This window comes from Leptospira terpstrae serovar Hualin str. LT 11-33 = ATCC 700639, from assembly GCF_000332495.1.
Classification (GTDB): domain Bacteria; phylum Spirochaetota; class Leptospiria; order Leptospirales; family Leptospiraceae; genus Leptospira_A; species Leptospira_A terpstrae.
Window position 1 is genome coordinate 839,950 of the sequence record NZ_AOGW02000010.1, and the last position, 16,554, is coordinate 856,503.

The 16,554-nt window shown below is 40.4% G+C and carries 17 protein-coding genes; 7 read left to right on the top strand and 10 right to left on the bottom strand.

The features are described 5' to 3' along the window. Positions 1-51: 51 nt before the first annotated feature. On the top strand, positions 52-1,053 hold the full coding sequence (locus LEP1GSC203_RS12405; RefSeq protein ID WP_002974508.1) for a M23 family metallopeptidase: 1,002 nt from the start codon (positions 52-54) through the stop codon (positions 1,051-1,053). Positions 1,054-1,211: 158 nt separating this feature from the next. On the opposite strand, the gene LEP1GSC203_RS12410 is transcribed toward LEP1GSC203_RS12405, so the two are convergent. Next, positions 1,212-1,658 carry a DoxX family protein gene (locus LEP1GSC203_RS12410; RefSeq protein ID WP_002973928.1) on the bottom strand — a complete coding sequence of 149 codons (447 nt, stop codon included), beginning with the start codon at positions 1,656-1,658 and terminating at the stop codon, positions 1,212-1,214. 137 nt (positions 1,659-1,795) lie between these two features. Here LEP1GSC203_RS12410 and LEP1GSC203_RS12415 point away from each other — a divergent pair, with 137 nt between their 5' ends. After that, complete coding sequence (locus tag LEP1GSC203_RS12415) at positions 1,796-2,722, top strand: prolipoprotein diacylglyceryl transferase (protein ID WP_002973813.1); 927 nt, start codon at positions 1,796-1,798, stop codon at positions 2,720-2,722. Continuing rightward, positions 2,719-3,549 carry a crotonase/enoyl-CoA hydratase family protein gene (locus LEP1GSC203_RS12420; RefSeq protein WP_002974210.1) on the top strand — a complete coding sequence of 277 codons (831 nt, stop codon included), beginning with the start codon at positions 2,719-2,721 and terminating at the stop codon, positions 3,547-3,549. The genes LEP1GSC203_RS12415 and LEP1GSC203_RS12420 overlap by 4 nt, the downstream gene beginning before the upstream one ends. On the opposite strand, the gene LEP1GSC203_RS19865 is transcribed toward LEP1GSC203_RS12420, so the two are convergent. Continuing rightward, on the bottom strand, positions 3,550-3,705 hold the full coding sequence (locus tag LEP1GSC203_RS19865) for a hypothetical protein (protein ID WP_002974110.1): 156 nt from the start codon (positions 3,703-3,705) through the stop codon (positions 3,550-3,552). A 97-nt stretch (positions 3,706-3,802) separates the two neighbouring features. Here LEP1GSC203_RS19865 and LEP1GSC203_RS12425 point away from each other — a divergent pair, with 97 nt between their 5' ends. Both LEP1GSC203_RS12425 and LEP1GSC203_RS12430 read left to right on the top strand, forming a co-directional pair. After that, entirely contained in the window at positions 3,803-4,636 is an 834-nt protein-coding gene (locus tag LEP1GSC203_RS12425) for a tetratricopeptide repeat protein (protein WP_039937822.1), read from the top strand. After that, a complete protein-coding gene (locus LEP1GSC203_RS12430; RefSeq protein WP_002973750.1) occupies positions 4,621-6,447 on the top strand; it encodes an AAA domain-containing protein in 1,827 nt (608 codons plus the stop codon). The genes LEP1GSC203_RS12425 and LEP1GSC203_RS12430 overlap by 16 nt, the downstream gene beginning before the upstream one ends. An 8-nt stretch (positions 6,448-6,455) precedes the next feature. On the opposite strand, the gene LEP1GSC203_RS12435 is transcribed toward LEP1GSC203_RS12430, so the two are convergent. Both LEP1GSC203_RS12435 and LEP1GSC203_RS12440 read right to left on the bottom strand, forming a co-directional pair. Further along, positions 6,456-7,109, bottom strand: coding sequence for an adenylate/guanylate cyclase domain-containing protein (locus tag LEP1GSC203_RS12435; RefSeq protein WP_002974332.1), 654 nt, complete (start codon positions 7,107-7,109; stop codon positions 6,456-6,458). Between the two features lie 119 nt (positions 7,110-7,228). Then, positions 7,229-7,822 (bottom strand): TetR/AcrR family transcriptional regulator, encoded by a 594-nt coding sequence (locus LEP1GSC203_RS12440; protein ID WP_002974471.1) that lies wholly within the window; start codon positions 7,820-7,822, stop codon positions 7,229-7,231. 144 nt (positions 7,823-7,966) lie between these two features. Between LEP1GSC203_RS12440 and LEP1GSC203_RS12445 the strand changes: the two genes are divergently transcribed. Both LEP1GSC203_RS12445 and LEP1GSC203_RS12450 read left to right on the top strand, forming a co-directional pair. Beyond that, entirely contained in the window at positions 7,967-8,359 is a 393-nt protein-coding gene (locus tag LEP1GSC203_RS12445; RefSeq protein WP_002974045.1) for a DoxX family protein, read from the top strand. Between the two features lie 245 nt (positions 8,360-8,604). Continuing rightward, complete coding sequence (locus tag LEP1GSC203_RS12450) at positions 8,605-8,994, top strand: hypothetical protein (RefSeq protein WP_232225881.1); 390 nt, start codon at positions 8,605-8,607, stop codon at positions 8,992-8,994. Between the two features lie 85 nt (positions 8,995-9,079). Here LEP1GSC203_RS12450 and LEP1GSC203_RS12455 read toward each other — a convergent pair whose 3' ends face one another. Genes LEP1GSC203_RS12455 through LEP1GSC203_RS12480 form a run of 6 tightly spaced genes read right to left on the bottom strand, consistent with a single transcriptional unit; the run spans position 9,080 to position 16,538 of the window. Beyond that, positions 9,080-9,595, bottom strand: a complete 516-nt coding sequence (locus LEP1GSC203_RS12455) for an Lsa16 family lipoprotein adhesin (protein WP_002973772.1) — start codon at positions 9,593-9,595, stop codon at positions 9,080-9,082. Positions 9,596-9,605: 10 nt separating this feature from the next. Further along, positions 9,606-10,856, bottom strand: a complete 1,251-nt coding sequence (locus tag LEP1GSC203_RS12460) for a hypothetical protein (protein ID WP_002973963.1) — start codon at positions 10,854-10,856, stop codon at positions 9,606-9,608. Positions 10,857-10,864: 8 nt separating this feature from the next. Then, the gene (locus LEP1GSC203_RS12465; protein ID WP_002973577.1) at positions 10,865-11,452 is read right to left on the bottom strand and encodes a c-type cytochrome; all 588 of its coding nucleotides are present in this window, start codon (positions 11,450-11,452) and stop codon (positions 10,865-10,867) included. Further along, complete coding sequence (locus LEP1GSC203_RS12470) at positions 11,449-12,015, bottom strand: DUF3341 domain-containing protein (protein ID WP_002974504.1); 567 nt, start codon at positions 12,013-12,015, stop codon at positions 11,449-11,451. Before LEP1GSC203_RS12470 ends, LEP1GSC203_RS12465 begins: the two co-directional genes overlap by 4 nt. A gap of 1 nt (position 12,016) precedes the next feature. Further along, entirely contained in the window at positions 12,017-13,390 is a 1,374-nt protein-coding gene (nrfD, locus tag LEP1GSC203_RS12475; protein ID WP_002974485.1) for an NrfD/PsrC family molybdoenzyme membrane anchor subunit, read from the bottom strand. Positions 13,391-13,409: 19 nt separating this feature from the next. Further along, positions 13,410-16,538, bottom strand: a complete 3,129-nt coding sequence (locus LEP1GSC203_RS12480) for a TAT-variant-translocated molybdopterin oxidoreductase (RefSeq protein ID WP_002974004.1) — start codon at positions 16,536-16,538, stop codon at positions 13,410-13,412. Positions 16,539-16,554: the final 16 nt, after the last annotated feature.

Consider the following 16,554-nt stretch of genomic DNA (forward strand, 5'->3'; position numbering starts at 1 on the left):
TTCCCCTGAAAAATGGCATGGGCAAGGAAAAAATTGGCGGAATAACGAACATTGGCAGAAACTTACGTCACAACCGCCTATGAAAGGCTCCAAATTGCACACTTACGTTGGCGAAAGCGCGCCCAGAAGTGGATTTCCCGCAGTCGGGAAAAAGTGAGCTTTGTCCTCATCCCCAATGACGAAAAAGCCTTGGCCCAAATTGAAATTTCGGTGGGGATGCTTGGATTTTTGTTCGGGCTTTCCCTTTCGCTTGTCCTTCTTTCCTTTGGCCTTCTTCTCTACTTTTCCTTTTTCTTTGATAGAAACCTCTCTCTTGAGAAAAAAACAGAAACCCAACTGGTCTCCTTTTTATTTTATGACCTACTCTCGCAAGACCTAAGAGACTCCGTGGAAGAATTAGAATCCACTGCTGAATCTTTAAACCTACTTGCTTGGGAAGAAATTCCAGAAAAGGAAATGATCACCCAAGACTATTTACTGAAAGAAGAATTTCGTAAAGATGCAAGTGAACTAGATTCCAATCTTTTGTTATTCCAACAAGTGGTGACCACCTACACACAGTTTGGTGTAAGGTTAGGAAACCTTGTTCCCAATTTTCAAAATGCGATCGATTACCTTTCTATGCGAGAAAGTATATTTTATTCCATGCCAAGGGGTCGGCCTCTAAAACCGGGAGTGGGCGTTGTGACATCTACCTTCGGTTATAGAAGTGATCCTTTTGGAATTTTACCTGTAGGTGAGTACCATTCAGGGATAGACTTTGCTGCGGGAGAAGGAACTCCCATTTATGCCACGGGCCCCGGAATCATTGCGGTGGATACGGCCGTAGGGGGACTTGGAAAATCGGTTCGAATCAACCATGAAAATGGATTTTTTACACTCTATGGTCACTGCTCTCTCATTTTAGTAAATCCCGGCGACCGTGTCAAACGGGGGGATAAAATTGCCCTTGTGGGACAAACTGGAAAAGCAACAGGAGCTCACGTCCATTATGAAGTGCGGATTGGTCTTGATGCCCCGCTCGATCCCGAAGAATACATTAACTTAGATTAATTGTTTTCCGAAAGGTGGATCAAGCTTCCCACGTTCGTTTTGGTTTTTGTATATTTTAAGAATGATGATAACAAAGAATTGATCAGTGGATGGGTTCGAACCCTTGTTTGTTGGTTATGCCAACAGAAACAAAGGTCGAACCAGTTCGAAATTGGTGGTTAGAATTTTCCGATTAAATTAAAATCAACCGAATACACACCAGCACCGCCGACGACTAGAGCGATCAGTAATCCAGCGGCAAGAATATGAAACTCATATCCTTCCCCTTTTTGGTTTCCGTTCCAATTGATAAAAAATCCATTTTGTCTATGAGCTAAAATTGCGGCCCCAATCATGATAATTGCGATAGAAGCTGCTGCAAACTTAGTTAAAAATCCTACTAGAAGTAATACTGGACCAAAGGACTCACCAAGAATGATAAGAACGGCAAGGATTCCTGGAAATTTCATTGTTCCCGTAAAAAATCCGTAAGTTCCTTTGAATCCGTATCCACCAAACCAACCGAGTAGTTTTTGGGCACCGTGTGGGAAAATCACAACAAAAGCTGTGATGCGTAGGATAAGTGGGATGATATCCCCTGATGTAGAAAATAGGTAATCGAACATATGGTTCTCCTTAAATCAATACTAGATAGTTTAATATCAAACTATCTAGAGTCAAGCTAATTTTTTACTAAATTTCCAGGTTTCCCCGGTCCGAAATTCTCCTTTCCCCATGAGGAGTAAATTTTACCCTTTCCCCTATGTTAGATCGAATTCCGATTCCGAATCCCTTTGGCTGGGAAGGTTTATCCACTTTCAGCCTTCTTATGATGTTGGCCTTTCTTGTTGGTTCCTACCTTCTACCGAAGGAGCTAGAACGAAAAAAGTTAGATCCGAGCCACTCGGATTGGTTGATATTTCTTGGGATTTTAGGCACCCTAGTGGGCGCAAAAATTTTCTTTATCTTTGAAATTTGGGACCAAGTGTTTATTGATGTTCCTGGATACGACGGTAAGTACACATACCCACTGACTCATTGGAATGGGTTTCCAGGTCACCCAGGACTTTGGTCTTCTCTTTTTAGCGGTGGTGGACTTGTGTTCTTTGGAGGCCTTCTATTTGGATGGCTTTTCATTACACTTTACTTTCGTCATCACAAACTAGACATTGGGGCTTATTATGATGCAGTAATTCCTGCAATTAGCATGGGTTATGCGATCGGAAGACTTGGATGTTTTGTGAGTGGAGACGGTTGTTACGGTTTTGCAACCGACGCAAGAATTCCTTTTTTCGTTTTTGATTTTCACGGTGCGCATCCGTCTGGAGTTCCTGTATGGAATACACCAGTCATGGAATCTATTATGGCTTTTGGTTACTTTGCCTATTTTCAATTTTGGGCAAGATACCAAAACTTTCGCAAATGGAGTATTGGGGCGCAATTTCTCATCATCCATGGATTTGCGAGACTCATCATTGAGTTCTTACGTGTGAACAAAGCTGTGATTCCATTTATCGATCCACCTACTCTAGTGAACATTCCAGATGCTAACGGAAATCCAACTTTCTTAACAGGATATTACTGGCATGGATTTTCACAGTCACAATACATTTCCATTGCACTGATCCTCTTTGGTGTATATCTAATGGTTTCCAAAAAACTTTGGTTAAAGGAAAAAACAAACGCATGAACCCTTCTCCATTTTTTGAAATTGAAAAAAGAAAAAACGTAGCAATCCTTTGGTTAAATCGTCCTGAAAAACGAAATGCCATGAATTGGCCTTTTTGGCGAGACCTTCCGGATATGGTCGAACAAATCAATGCAGACCCGCAAATTCATTGTTTTGTGGTCGCCGCTAAGGGGAAATCTTTCTCCACAGGACTTGATTTGGAGGAATTTTTTCAAGAATTCAAACCTGTCTTCCAAGGAGAATTTGCTGACGGTAGAGAAAAACTCTACCAACTCATCCTTACGATGCAAAAAGGAATCAATGCCATTTACAATTCAAAAAAACCTTCCATCGCTCTAGTGCAAAAACATTGTATCGGTGGTGGCCTTGATTTGGTTTCTGCATGTGATATTCGTTATGCTTCAAAAGATGCTAGTTTTTCTCTTCGAGAATCGAAAGTAGCCATTGTTGCTGACATGGGATCTTTACAAAGACTTCCGCATTTGATTGGAAATGCTCATACAAGAGAATTGGCATTAACTGGAAAAGATATCACTGCCGAGGAAGCTTTGCAAATGGGACTTGTGACAAAGGTCACGGAAGACTTTGATTCCCTTCTCCAAGCTGGTATGAACACTGCAACTGAAATTGCAGAAAATCCAACCATCGTGATACGTGGAGTAAAACAAGTGTTAAACCACGGAATTGGAAAAACCGTCGAAGAAGGATTGGACTACGTTGCTGTTTGGAATGCTAGCATGCTTGATTCCAAAGACTTTCGTTCAGCCATTGGTGGGTTTATGGAAAGAAAACGTCCTGTCTTCAATCCAGAAACCCGGGTAGACTAATTAACAGTAGATGTCGAGTAACCGTTCGCTTTTTGCCTGTGGGCCTACTTTTTCTTCCACAGCCAACTTCATGAGTTTTTCAGTAAGTTGGTTTTGGGCCTGGAAAATTTCCTTTGGCAAATTGACGATCGAGTTAATAGGTGTAGATGGAACCATAATAGGACCTCCTTTTACAATCTTTACTCCCTATTCTACCCATCGGCGAATCCCATATTTCCTGAAGTAAAAAACGCCGTATGAATTCTTTTTTTCACTGATCCGTGAAGCGAAACTCCTGGAAGAGGAAAAGGAATTCACTCGAGCTTTTAACGTTTATGCTGAAAGTGAATCGCATACAACCGACGAATCCTCTCTCATCAAAATTAAAGCAAAAAAAGCCTGGTGTTTATATGCCGTAGGCAATCCCAAAGAAACAGAATCCTTATTCCAAGACATCATTAAAAATTATCCTTCTCATCCTTTGAGTATTACCGTCTACTCTCGTTATCTGATTAAATTAAAAAAATTTAAATCGGCAAAAGTTTTACTACAAAAAAGTATTTTATACTTTCCATCATATTTGGAAAATTACCTACTCCTAGCCTCTCTTCTGAAAGATATGGAACGTTCGGAAGAAGCGATTAAAGTTTTAAAAAAAGCTCTTTCTCAAGAACACTTAAGTAATGGCCGAGGAATTGATCGTAAGGATATTTGGGCCGAACTTGGATCATTGTATTTTTCTCGTGGCGATTTTAATTCTGCTCTTGTTTCTTTAAAAAAATCTCTAAAGATGGTGGAACCAGAAGAGTTCTTCTATTATGACCTTTTAGCACTATGTTATTTAGAAGCGGAAGATCCAGAAAATGCTCTCATATCCATTAGAACACATATCCAATATTGTAAAGAAATCGATCCAGAAACATTAATTATATTAGCTCGTGCCCATTGCCGCTTGGGTAAATTAGAAGAGGCAGCAAACAATTTAATTCAAGCTTATTCCATTGAAGATTCCTTATATTTAAAAGCAGCCGATTTTATTGACTTTGCCCCACTACTTAGAAATGGTTTTTTTACAACCTTGGAGTACATTGAATGGGAAGAGCCATAGAACAAAAGTTTGGTTCCTTAGAAGAAGAAATTCTTTCTGTAAAAAAAGTTTTAATCAAAGAACGTGAGTATGAACGGTCTTTATTTTTAGAAAAGGGCCAAGACTCCAAAGCCATTAAATCTGCAGTTTTAGAAGACTTACGGTTTGTTGTGGGCAGTACATGGAGAGCTGAATTTCAAATTTCACCTTCTGTCAAAGCCAAAGAATGGTTAAAACCGGGAACCCCTGTTCTCATACAAAGTGTAACAGAATCTATTTTTGGAAATATCTATAAGGCAAATGATTCTAAACTTACCATTCAGGTCCGAGGTGATTATGAATGGGAAGATCAGGAATTTCAAATCTCCAAATGGTTCCAAGAATCTACCTATGATTTGTACAATGAAATCATAACTAAAGTTATAGAAGATAAAGAAAGTATATCGCATAAAAAACTAAATTGGATTTTAGGTTTTGGTCTCGGGGACAAACCCACTCCTCCCAAATCGGGACGAAACAATCCACCGATAGAACAAATCTTTCAAATTAATGATTACGGTGTAATCTTTGGACCTCCTGGAACGGGAAAAACCACCCTACTCATGCAAGCTGTTGAGGAAATCAAAAATCGAAAGGAATCGGTTTTAACCCTTTGCCCCACAAATTTTGCTTGTGACTATATTGTAGAGCTCGCTTTAAAAAAAGGAATTCGTGTGATTCGGTTAGGAAACTCCACAAAAATCAAAGAAGAAGTTCTTCCTCACCATATTGATCATCTCATCCAAACACATTCTGACCAAAAACAAATCCATAACTGGCAGACAGAACTCAAAGCCATTCAAAAAAAGGCTAACTCTTGGAAACGTAATTTTGGAAAGGAAGAAAGAGAAGAAAGAAAGGCACTTCGAAAAGAAGCTAAGTTTTTACTTTCTACTATCAGAGAAGCTGAATCGAATATCAGAACGAAACTACTAGACGATGCAGAACTTATTGTTTCTACCTTTTCTGGATTTGGAAATGAATTCAAAAAAGGTAGAGAGTTTGATTTTGTATTTGTCGATGAAGCAACACAAAGTTTGGACCCGGGATGTTATATGGCGATTTATGCCGGGAAAAAAACATTTTTTTTCGGAGATCCTAAACAACTCGGGGCTAGCTACTCCCACTCGGACCACCAAACCATCGATAGTTTTTTAGAAAAAGCAGTGGCTTTTGATTCAGGAGAACGCATTTTATTTTTAGAAAAACAGTTTAGAATGAAACCTGAAATTTTGGGTTTCCCAAATCAAACCTATTACGAAAGTAAAATCCTAACTCATCCCGAAGCGAAGTGGACTTCTTCTCTCGATATCTCCGAGGTAGTTGGTTCAAGTCCCGCCATCCTTTGGATCGATACTGCCGGCAGTGACTCTGAAGAAGAAACAGAAGGGGAAGAGCCTAGTTTTTTCAATCAGACGGAAATCCAATTGATCGAAAAATTGTTTAGTTTAGGAATTCCAAAAGAGTTAACCACTGTCATATCTCCCTACAGAGGCCAAGTTGAAAAATTGGTAAAAGTTTCCGAGGGGAAATGGTTTACCCAAACCATTGACTCATTCCAAGGAAGGGAATCTGAAATTGTTATCCTAAGTTTAGTCCGTTCGAACCCAGATGGTGAAATTGGCTTTTTACTCAATCCTAAACGGTTGAATGTGGCCTTAACGAGGGCCAAGTCTCATTTAATCCTGATTGGAGATTCAGGAACCCTTTGCCAAAATAAAGAATTTCAAGAGTTGTATTCTTATATAGAAACAAATGGGGAAATTCGATCCATCTATGAATTTATGGACTAAAATCTAAATTATAACACAACCCACTTCGGTTCTTCTAAAGTATATACCAAGCGGAATGCTCCATCAGAACCGGGAGGAATTTCAGAAATTCCTTCAAAATCGAAATCGGTAGTTTCATCAGCATTTTCTTTTACTGCACTAGTCACTAAAATTTCCCAAGCTTTGGCTGTATCTTCACCTAACTTAGATGCTGCGTTTACTTCAGATCCAAAAACATCGGTGTCTCCGATCTTCAAAATTTTTCCATACCCAAGACCTACACAAAGAAGGATTTGTTCTTCAGCACTTCTTCCTTCATTGTAACGTTTACAAGCCTTTTGCATATGGATGGCACACTGAATGGCCTTGTTGGTATTTCGAAAGAGGACCATAAGACTATCCCCTTCGTCTTTCATAAGAATTCCATCAAACTCATCAAGTACCGGAATAAGAATCCTTTGGGACTCATAAATAGTTTGTAAAAAATGAATGATTCCAAATTTGGCAACCCCTCGAGAAAATCCGGAAAGGTCAGTAAACATCACACACCAAGTTTCTCCGAAAAGATCCCAAATTCGTTTGTCGATAAATTCTTGGTTGGATCCTGGAATTAATCTTTCTTCTAAAAGTTTCTCTAATCGTTCTTCGGATGCGGAAGTCGCGATGGCTCTTTTTTGTCCCATTTGAGTGAGTATAACAACAAAGAAAAGAAAGTCAAGGTATGTGGATTACAAAAGGTACTTAAAAATACAATTCTCAGTTTGAAAAGAAATACCTTGAACCCTAAATACAAGCGAAGAGTTCAAATACAATGGCTTTCCAAATGTTGTTTAAAAGAAATATACAATGAATCATATACTTTACGATCATTCATCACCTTTCCCATAGCAAAGGTCGCTTCTTGGAAAGTAACAATGAATTCAGCAAGTTTTTTCGTGTCGGTATTTGCGTTTAGGATCTTTTGTTTCTTTGCAAAATCCAAATATTTTTTGGTGTGCTTTATCCAAGTTGTCAATAGTGCTTTTGCTTTCTTTTGGAATTCCGCATCGATAGCAGACATCTCTTGGCCTAAATTATTAAGCGGGCATCCCCGAGAGACAAATTCGTCAGGCCAACTATCAAATGTTTTTTTATATGTTTTGATCATTCCCTCAATTGGGTTCTCATATCCTTCCAAAGGTAGGATCCACCTTTCCATAATTCCTTTGGATAAAAACTCCTCAATGATTGCATAACCTACTTGGTTTTTAGTTGGGAAATGATAAAAAAATGCCCCAATCGTTAGATTAGCATTTTCCGCAATCTCACGAACCCCCACTCCTTGAAATCCATTTTCATAAATAAGAGAAAAGGCAGATTCAATGATTAATTTACGTGTGTCCTCTTGTTTTCCCATACTTTCGTTAAATTCCCCGTTATCCCAGAAAACTTGACTGACTTTCCCAAGAGAACACCGTTTTGATTCATTACAAATTCTATTGACAACATATCAGTTGATATGTTTTTCTAGCGAGATAGATTTTTATCAGTAGGTGATTTTATGAACGAACTCAATAACTCTCCAACCTATCTTTGGGTGGGAAGGATCCTAAGTGGTCTTGTGATTGCTTTTTTACTTTTCGATGCCGTTGGGAAACTAGCTAAAATTGAACCTGTTTTAAAGAGTATGGAAGAACTAGGAATTCCCGGATCCCAAGCTGTGACTATTGGAATCATCCTTCTTGTCATAACGATTCTATATGCCATCCCACAGAGTTCCGCATTAGGTGCACTACTTCTCACCGCTTATTTAGGTGGAGCTATTGCCATCCATTTGCGTGTAGGAAACCCACTTTTTTCTCATACACTTTTTCCAGTTTACATTGGACTCTTACTTTGGATTGGCCTTGCACTCCGAAATCCTAAGGTTAAGGATCTCTTCTGGTTTTTTTAAATAATAAAAACTCAGAATCCAATCGAATGGAAATACATACGTTTCATTGAGACTATAATGAATCAGTAGCAAATTTGAGTGTCGAAAAACTACTGATTCATATTTCATTAGGGAAATATAAACTTTCCCATGTGACTAACATTGCAAAAACCCATCACAAAACAAACTTGCCTAGGCACAAAAAATTGATCTATTTGTCCATAAGCCAAATGAAAAGTCTATGGCAATGGAGAGAATTCAATTCAATGCGACAATTTTTAAACCAATTCCAGCCCTTTACCATTTTTTTTATCGATGCAGTCGGAGCCTTTTTTTCACTATTGATTATATTTTTTATTTTGATTCCTTTGGAATCTTACTTAGGAATGCCTGCTCCTATATTATTCAAACTGGCAATCATCGCAGGAACTTTATTTATCTATTCATCCACTTGTGCCATTCGAAGACCAAAACAATGGAAAAACTTTCTTCTCGGAGTTATTTTCGGAAATTTAACTTACTGTGGTGTTTCTATTTACTTTTTGGTAGAAAATTGGGAATCCCTACTCACACTCGGTGTCTTATATTTTATTAGTGAAAAATTGGTAATCCTGGGACTCGTGGGTTGGGAAATCAAAATATATGTTTCTAAATAAAAAAGACCCTCGGTTTCCCTTGGGTCTTTTCGCAAGACAACTTTGAATTCGAAATTTTTCCCGAATTCAGAATCAAAACAAATTTTTAGTTTTGTTTTAACATATTTTTGTTTGTGTAAGGAACTTCTTCCAATCCTTTCGTAAGGTCAGATAGTGGAATCTTTTCTTTCGGAAGGTCTTTTAAGCTACCATACTCATATCCACGTGGATAGTGTTCTTTGTCCGTTGGGCTATAGAAAGGATTGTATTCCTTCACGAGTCCTTTGGAATATCTCCAAACACTTTTTTCAGGATCTTGGTTTACAACAAAACAACGTGGGCTCATATAACCTTCGTTCTTTGCAGTTTGCACTTTGATAAAATATTTTGGTGCCCATACGTTGTGATTACGGGATTCAAATACTTTAACAACTGTTCCGGCTGGTACAAATTCTACCACTTTCGAGTTAGAATCAGCTTCAGAATACAATGGAACAGTAAAATCCAAACTTGCTTTGTTTGTTTTAGCATCACAATTTTTATGCCAAGCCACTTCTGCGTTTTTGGAACAAGCTGTGAAACTTGCACAAGCGATCATAAGTAATACAAATTTTTGTTTCAAAACAATTCTCCTATTGGTGGTGGTGGAGGCACTCGTCTAGGCGAGGATCTCCAACCGGAACTAAGCTGTGTTTTTCCAACTTTTTGAAGACAAAGAAACCGAAAATCCCGACAACACCTACTGTTCCACCAAAAGCGAGAACGAAGTGAAGTATGGAAAATTTCTCGAAATTTGCAGGGAATACCAACCAGAAAAGTTCAAAGAACTGAACGGCAAGAATCCATACAGCCAACTTCCAAAGGAAATCAATGTTTCTTTTGTTAGGACGATTGAGAAGGAGAAGGAAAGGAATTACAAACTTCACAAAAGGAAGTGCAAGAGTTGTGTAACCCCATCCGCCAGTCATACGCATTTCATAGAAGAAAGTCTCTTCTGGGATGTTTGCATACCAAATGAGCATAAATTGTGAGAAACCCACATAAGCCCAGAAAGTAGTCATACCCAAAAGGAATTTTGCAATGTCATGGTAGTGGTTTTCGTTTACTGCTTCACCGAGGTATCCATTTTTCTTCAAAATGGCGATGACAATCAAGTAAGAAGCAAGAGAAGTTTGGAAAGCTCCTGCAAACGCATACACACCAAACATAGTAGAAAACCAGTGTGGGGAAAGCGACATGAGAAGGTCAAACGACATGAAACACCAAGAAAGTGCAAAGAAAAGGATGAATCCACCAGAGATTTTGGCCAAAGTTTTGGTGGTATCAACGACCTTATCTTTGTCTTGGCCTACAGACTTTCCGTGAAAGATATAAGCAAAGATAGTCCAAACCCCAATGAAAAGCACACAACGAATGATGAATGCAATCGGATTCAAATAACCCGACTTGTGGTGGATGAGGTGGTCATTTTTTGCCACAGTCGCATCTGCCCATTCGTATAAGTCATGCATTCCAAAAACCACACCCACAAGCAGAAGCCCTGCGATCGGTGTGAAAAGTCCATAAGTTTCAAATAGTCTTCTTACTGTGACAGACCAATGGGAACCTGTTAGGTGTTGGATTGCGGTAAAGAAAATTCCTGTGATGGCAAGACCAATCACAAAGTAAGTTCCAATCAGTAAAATATGGTAACCTAAGTTTGTGTGATGGAAATGACCTGCTTCGTCCATATGACGAGATGTTTCATGACCGAAACCGAGGAAAGCAATGAGGAAACTCACCACTCCCACTCCGATCATGGCAATGAGGGCATTACGAAGAGTTGCCGGCAGTTGGAACTGCAGTAATTTTTCGTCTAGTTTAGCTGCTTTTGTCGCGCTCATAGTTTCCCCTAGTTCGCCTTTTTATTTTGAACTTCATATTCTTGAAGTTTTCTTATGTAAGCAATGAGCTTCCATCTGTCTTCTGGTTCGATTTGGTAAGCATAACTTCCCATAAGTCCCCGACCCATAGTGATGATATGATACACTTGTCCATCGGACCAACCTCTGATTTTATCAGAAACTACAGAAGGTGGAGATTGTTGGAACCTAGGTGCAGGTCCTACAACCGTTCCATTTCCAAGTCCTCTGACACCGTGGCAAGGTGTACAATATGTTTGGTAACGTTTTTCACCAATCATAAGATCACCTAAGTTTGCTTTGGCGATAGGGTTTTTAAGTCCCTTGTCAGCACCAGGAAGAGTATCTGGAGTTGCTTCTGCTGCGTAAGGATACGGAAAGTATCCGACTGGAATCGCACCTTTTGGAGGAATACGAGACGCAGATCCGTTTTTTGCAAAAGAATCGTCTTCTTGCGACTCACGTGCAGGAGAATCATACATACTTGGAAAATATTCATAAACGGGAGTTTTGTAATCGCAATTCACGAGAACAAGGAGTCCCGCAAGAGCTAAAACTCTAAAGATGTTTTGTTTCATTTTTGGTTCTCCGGTTTCACCACGGTTACTTCCGATCCACCAAGGCCTTTAACGAAAGAAAGAACTTCTGATTCGTTATAACCTTTTGCAGATTTAGGAATCCAAAGACCAAACCTGTGAGATGTCAAATCCGGGTGAAGGATACGACGGGTTGCTTTGGGAATGCCGCTTAAGAAACATAGTGCAGCTACAGTGTAAATCCCTGCAGAAAATACAGTTAATTCAAAGATGATTGGCACGTAGGCAAACCATGCATTGAGAGATTTTCCAGAGATATTGAGAGGCCAGTCATGGGCATGTGTGAGATACTGGAAAAGAATCCCAATCGTGCAGCCAAAGATACCAGCAAAGAAAGTGACCCAAGGAAGTCCTGATCTTGGAGTTCCCATCGCTTCATCAATCCCGTGAACAGGATATGGAAGGATACAATCAAACCCTATGTAGTCCTTTTCTTTGGCTTTTTCTGCCGCATGTATGATTGCTTCTGGAGTCTCGAAAAGACCGAGAACTCCTTCATCCATTTCTTTGTATTTGTGAAACTGTTCTAATTTTGGAAGATACATACTAGTGGTGTGCTCCTTCTTTCTGTGGCATCACTGTTTTTACTTCTGCAATCGCAATCACTGGCATAATTCGGCACCAGAGTAGGAAGAGAGTAAAGAAGATACCGAAAGTTCCGATTAACATCGCGTAGTCGAAAAGTGTCGGTGTATACATCGCCCAGCTGGACGGTAGGAAGTCTCGGTTGAGTGTCATCATGATCACAAATCGTTCGAACCACATACCTACGTTTACCACAAGTGATGCAACAAACATCACTGGGATATTGTAACGAAGTTTGCGGAACCAGAACACTTGTGGTGACAATACGTTACAAGAAATCATGATAAAGTAAGCCCAACCATAAGGACCGAAAGCCCTATTCCAGAATGCGAACACTTCGTATTCGTTTCCGGAATACCAAGCGATAAAGAATTCTGTTCCGTAAGCAAGACCTACGATAAGACCTGTTACCATCATGATTTTGTTCATGTTGTCCAAGTGTTTCATGGTGATGTAGTTCTTAAGATTAAACACTTCACGAGCAATTACCATCAATGTCACCACCATCGCAAATCCGGAGAAAATCGCACCGGCAACGAAGTATGGAGGGAAAATGGTTGTGTGCCAACCAGGAAGGATGGAAACTGCGAAGTCAAAAGATACGATGGTGTGAACCGAAAGAACTAGCGGTGTGGAAAGAGCCGCAAGGATCATAGAAACGATTTCTAAATGAGACCAAGATCTTGCCGATCCCACCCAACCAAAGGCTAGAACATTGTATAAGTTCTTTCTCCAAGTTTCTGTGGCACGGTCACGAAGTGTAGCTAAGTCAGGAATGAGTCCCAAATACCAGAACACCATAGAGATGGAAAGGTAGGTTGAAACCGCAAACGTATCCCAAATGAGTGGGGACCGAAAGTTCACCCAAAGTGGACCTCTTTCGTTTGGATAAGGAAACAACCAAAATCCGAGCCAAGGACGACCTACGTGAAGGATGAGGTTCGATGCTGCAACTAGTACGGCAAAGATGGTCATCGCTTCCGCGGCACGGTTAATCCCTGTTCTCCAACCTTGACGGAAAAGGAATAGAACCGCAGAAATTAAAGTTCCTGCGTGACCGATACCAATCCAAAATACGAAGTTTACTACGAAAAATCCCCAACCTACCGGGTTATTGATCCCGAGGAGGTAAAGACCTTCATAAAACAAATAACCGATAATGGCTACGTCGATCAGGGTGATCGTAAGAACCAAAAGAAAAGTATTCCACCAAAGTTTGGTAGGGAAATCTTCGTTTGGTTTTGCGATATCAACGGTTACATCTTTAAGCGACTTCCCGCCTGTTACCAGGTCGGGGATGTCTAATTTATCTCGAACTGCTTGTGCTAATGACATTCCCTTTGTGTTCTCCCTGTTAAACTTCGTTTCGAACGCGAGTCATATAGCTGACAGCAGGTCCGATGTTTAGGTATTCCAGAAGTTTGTAAGACCTTGGGTCTTTCAAGAGCTTCGCTACTTTAGATTCAGGATCATTTACGTTACCGAACACAATGGAATTAGAAGAACATGTTTGTTCACATGCAGCCTTCACTTCTCCATCTCGCAATGTTCTTCCTTCGTTTTTCGCTGCGATTTTTTTCTCAGCAACTCGAGAAGCACAGAAGTTACATTTTTCCATAACCCCGCGAGAACGAACGGTTACATCAGGGTTGAGACCCAAGTTTCTTGGAGGGCGTGCCTTAAATGTAGGTGTTGCTTCTCCGAGTAAATTGTGTTCATTCCAATGTTCTAACCAGTTAAAACGACGCACTTTGTAAGGACAGTTGTTAGAGCAGTAACGAGTTCCCACACAACGGTTGTAAACCATATCGTTGGTTCCTTCCGAACTGTGAACAGTCGCAGCTACTGGACAAACCGTCTCACAAGGAGCATTGTCGCAATGTTGGCACATGAGTGGTTGGTGTGCGATTTCGAGTGATTCTGGTTTTTCAGGATCACCAATATAGTAACGGTCGATACGAAGCCAATGCATCTCACGACCCATTCTTACTTCATCACGTCCTACCATAGGCACGTTGTTTTCAATATTACATGCAACTACACAAGCTCCACAGCCGGAACAAGAAGTAAGGTCCACAGCCATTCCCCATTTGTATCCTGGGTAGGCAAATTGGCTTCCTGGTTGGTCCGAAGGAGCATTCGCACCTTGGGCTCTTTGTAGTTTTCCATCGATTAAGATTTTTGGGATCTCTGGTTCAGGAATTCCTGCACCAGGATTTTTTGCATAATCTTGGAGTTTTGCGGAAATGATCAGAGGTCTTTCTTTCCACTCTACACCCATCATCACACCGGGACTCATCATATGGTGGTCTTGTGTGGTAGCGAGTTTGTATTTCTTTCCTGTAGGAGAGAGAGTGATGGAAAGTCCTGAATATACGAAAGATCCGTTGACTTCAGAGGCTAGAATGTTCGCATTTTTCCCTACTCCGTTTCCAATCTCACCCACATTGGTTCTTCCGTAACCAAGAGCAATTCCTACTGCTTCTGGATGGAGGCCAGGTTGGACGAGAGCCGGGAGTTCAAATGATTTTCCGCCTACAGTGACTGTGACTACATCATTGAGTTTGATTCCCGACGAACGAGAGTATTGCGGGCTAATCGCAACATAATTGTCCCAAGTCACTTTGGATACTGGATCCGGAAGTTCTTGGAGTTGGGAGTTGTTCGCTCTTTCTCCAGAACCAATGGCGGTGCTTTCGTAAAGAGAAACGGTGAGACCCGACTTTGAAGCCGCAAGAGGTGCAATCGTTCCACGGAAAGATCGACCTGATTTGTCAGCTTTTGGATTTCCAGATACAAGAACCCCTTTTCTGAGTAAATCTTCCCAGTTGGTTTTTTTCGAGTATTTTGATTTGAGGTATTCGTAGAGAGAATCTGCCCCAAGTAACTTTCCACCTGCCCAAGTGATGAGCATATCTTCAAATGCTTTTGATTGGAAGAGTGGTCGGATCGTTGGTTGTTGGATGGAAACAATTCCTGCTACCGATTCGTTATCTCCCCAAGACTCAAGGAAGTGGGAAACAGGAGCAAGCCAATTGGAAGCAAGCGCTGTCTCATCCACTCGGTCAGAAACTTGTACTACTTGCGCTGCTTCATGAAGGAGTTTTTTCCACTCATCTCCGTTTGGCGCTTGGTAGACTGGGTTCACACCAAAAAGAATGACCACACCGGCCTTTCTTTCTTTTAAGTCTTTTGCGAGAGTTTTTAAATTTTCTGCATAATTAGATCGTCCTTCTTTCAAAGGATTTCCGGCATCGATTGTTTTTCCATCATTGCCAAGCATGCTATTTAACATGTTGACTGCGATTTGAAGATCAACTGCATCCTCTGTGAGGGTGTTGGATCCAGAAGCAACGACAAGGGATTCGCCCTTTGCGGAAGCAAGTGCTTTCGCTGTGCGTAGAACCACTTCTTTAGAAATTCCAAGTTCCGCTGCAGAAGATTCTACATTGATTCCTGAAACACCCGTTGCACCACCCACTCCCAAATCAGAAAGAGCCTTTGCAATTACAAGGGCAAACTTTCTTTGGTCCCCTGGTCTTATAGGAACTCTTTGGTCTGCATTGGAACCTGTCATCGAAGGATGAGTTTCAGCTGCAATGAAGGCGTTGAAAGATTTTACATTCTTAGCAGTTAAGTCTCTTCTTTTGGAAAAGTCATTATGGTAGTTTGTGTTGGTTAAAAAGTCACTGTCAATGGAAAGGATGACTTTTGCTTTGTCGAAATGGTAGTTAGGAAGTACTGCCTTTCCGTAAGATTTCTCTTGTGCAAGAGTGATCGCATCATCAGAAGAAGCAAAAGCCACTTCGATGTGTTTTCCACCACCGACTGATTTTAAGAATTCAGAAATGAATTCAGCAGTTGCAGGGGAAGTAAGAGGTTTTGTAACAACAATGGTTTTTCCTTTGTTGGCATTTAGTTTCTCTTTTACATCTTTATCTAATACGAACCAGTCGCTAGATTTTGCAGCACCATTCACCATTTGTTGTGGTTCTTTGGCGCGATCTGCATCATACAAATCAAAAATAGAAGCTTGGCCAGAAGCACAAAGTGCACCTTCCGAAATTGGATGGTTTGGATTTCCTTCGAGTTTTAAAGGTCTTCCGTCTTTTGCTTTGACGAGCACCCCACAACCAACCGAACATCCACTACAAACAGAAGCGTAGTGATAAGAATGTCCATGTTTTACGAAGTCATATTGTTCTACTTCGTTGTTGTCTGGGTTCTTTATGGTAAGATTCACATAAGGAACAATTTTTTCAGCAGGTTTTTGGATACAACCCACAGTAGTCATTACTACAGAGGCACCCATAAACTTTAAGAAAGTTTTACGATCGAAATCACCCTTTTTGATTTTTGCAATCAGGGGATCCGGTGATTTATAGAACTCTTGCTTTTGCAATTCACGTTCGCGTGAAGTTCCGCGAAGTTCATAAGACTGCCAAAGCGATTTTTTTTCTTTTTGGAAACTATCGTCTTTCATCATAAATTATTACTTG

What these genes read in the sequence shown, in the direction of transcription:
- LEP1GSC203_RS12480 (WP_002974004.1), bottom strand. Translation starts at nt 16,538, where the DNA reads ATGAAAGACGATAGTTTCCAAAAAGAAAAAAAATCGCTTTGGCAGTCT.
- LEP1GSC203_RS12410 (WP_002973928.1), bottom strand. Translation starts at nt 1,658, where the DNA reads ATGTTCGATTACCTATTTTCTACATCAGGGGATATCATCCCACTTATC.
- LEP1GSC203_RS12470 (WP_002974504.1), bottom strand. Translation starts at nt 12,015, where the DNA reads ATGTATCTTCCAAAATTAGAACAGTTTCACAAATACAAAGAAATGGAT.
- LEP1GSC203_RS12445 (WP_002974045.1), top strand. Translation starts at nt 7,967, where the DNA reads ATGAACGAACTCAATAACTCTCCAACCTATCTTTGGGTGGGAAGGATC.
- LEP1GSC203_RS12465 (WP_002973577.1), bottom strand. Translation starts at nt 11,452, where the DNA reads ATGAAACAAAACATCTTTAGAGTTTTAGCTCTTGCGGGACTCCTTGTT.
- LEP1GSC203_RS12435 (WP_002974332.1), bottom strand. Translation starts at nt 7,109, where the DNA reads ATGGGACAAAAAAGAGCCATCGCGACTTCCGCATCCGAAGAACGATTA.
- LEP1GSC203_RS12415 (WP_002973813.1), top strand. Translation starts at nt 1,796, where the DNA reads ATGTTAGATCGAATTCCGATTCCGAATCCCTTTGGCTGGGAAGGTTTA.
- LEP1GSC203_RS19865 (WP_002974110.1), bottom strand. Translation starts at nt 3,705, where the DNA reads ATGGTTCCATCTACACCTATTAACTCGATCGTCAATTTGCCAAAGGAA.
- LEP1GSC203_RS12440 (WP_002974471.1), bottom strand. Translation starts at nt 7,822, where the DNA reads ATGGGAAAACAAGAGGACACACGTAAATTAATCATTGAATCTGCCTTT.
- LEP1GSC203_RS12430 (WP_002973750.1), top strand. Translation starts at nt 4,621, where the DNA reads ATGGGAAGAGCCATAGAACAAAAGTTTGGTTCCTTAGAAGAAGAAATT.
- LEP1GSC203_RS12460 (WP_002973963.1), bottom strand. Translation starts at nt 10,856, where the DNA reads ATGAGCGCGACAAAAGCAGCTAAACTAGACGAAAAATTACTGCAGTTC.
- nrfD (WP_002974485.1), bottom strand. Translation starts at nt 13,390, where the DNA reads ATGTCATTAGCACAAGCAGTTCGAGATAAATTAGACATCCCCGACCTG.
- LEP1GSC203_RS12450 (WP_232225881.1), top strand. Translation starts at nt 8,605, where the DNA reads ATGCGACAATTTTTAAACCAATTCCAGCCCTTTACCATTTTTTTTATC.
- LEP1GSC203_RS12420 (WP_002974210.1), top strand. Translation starts at nt 2,719, where the DNA reads ATGAACCCTTCTCCATTTTTTGAAATTGAAAAAAGAAAAAACGTAGCA.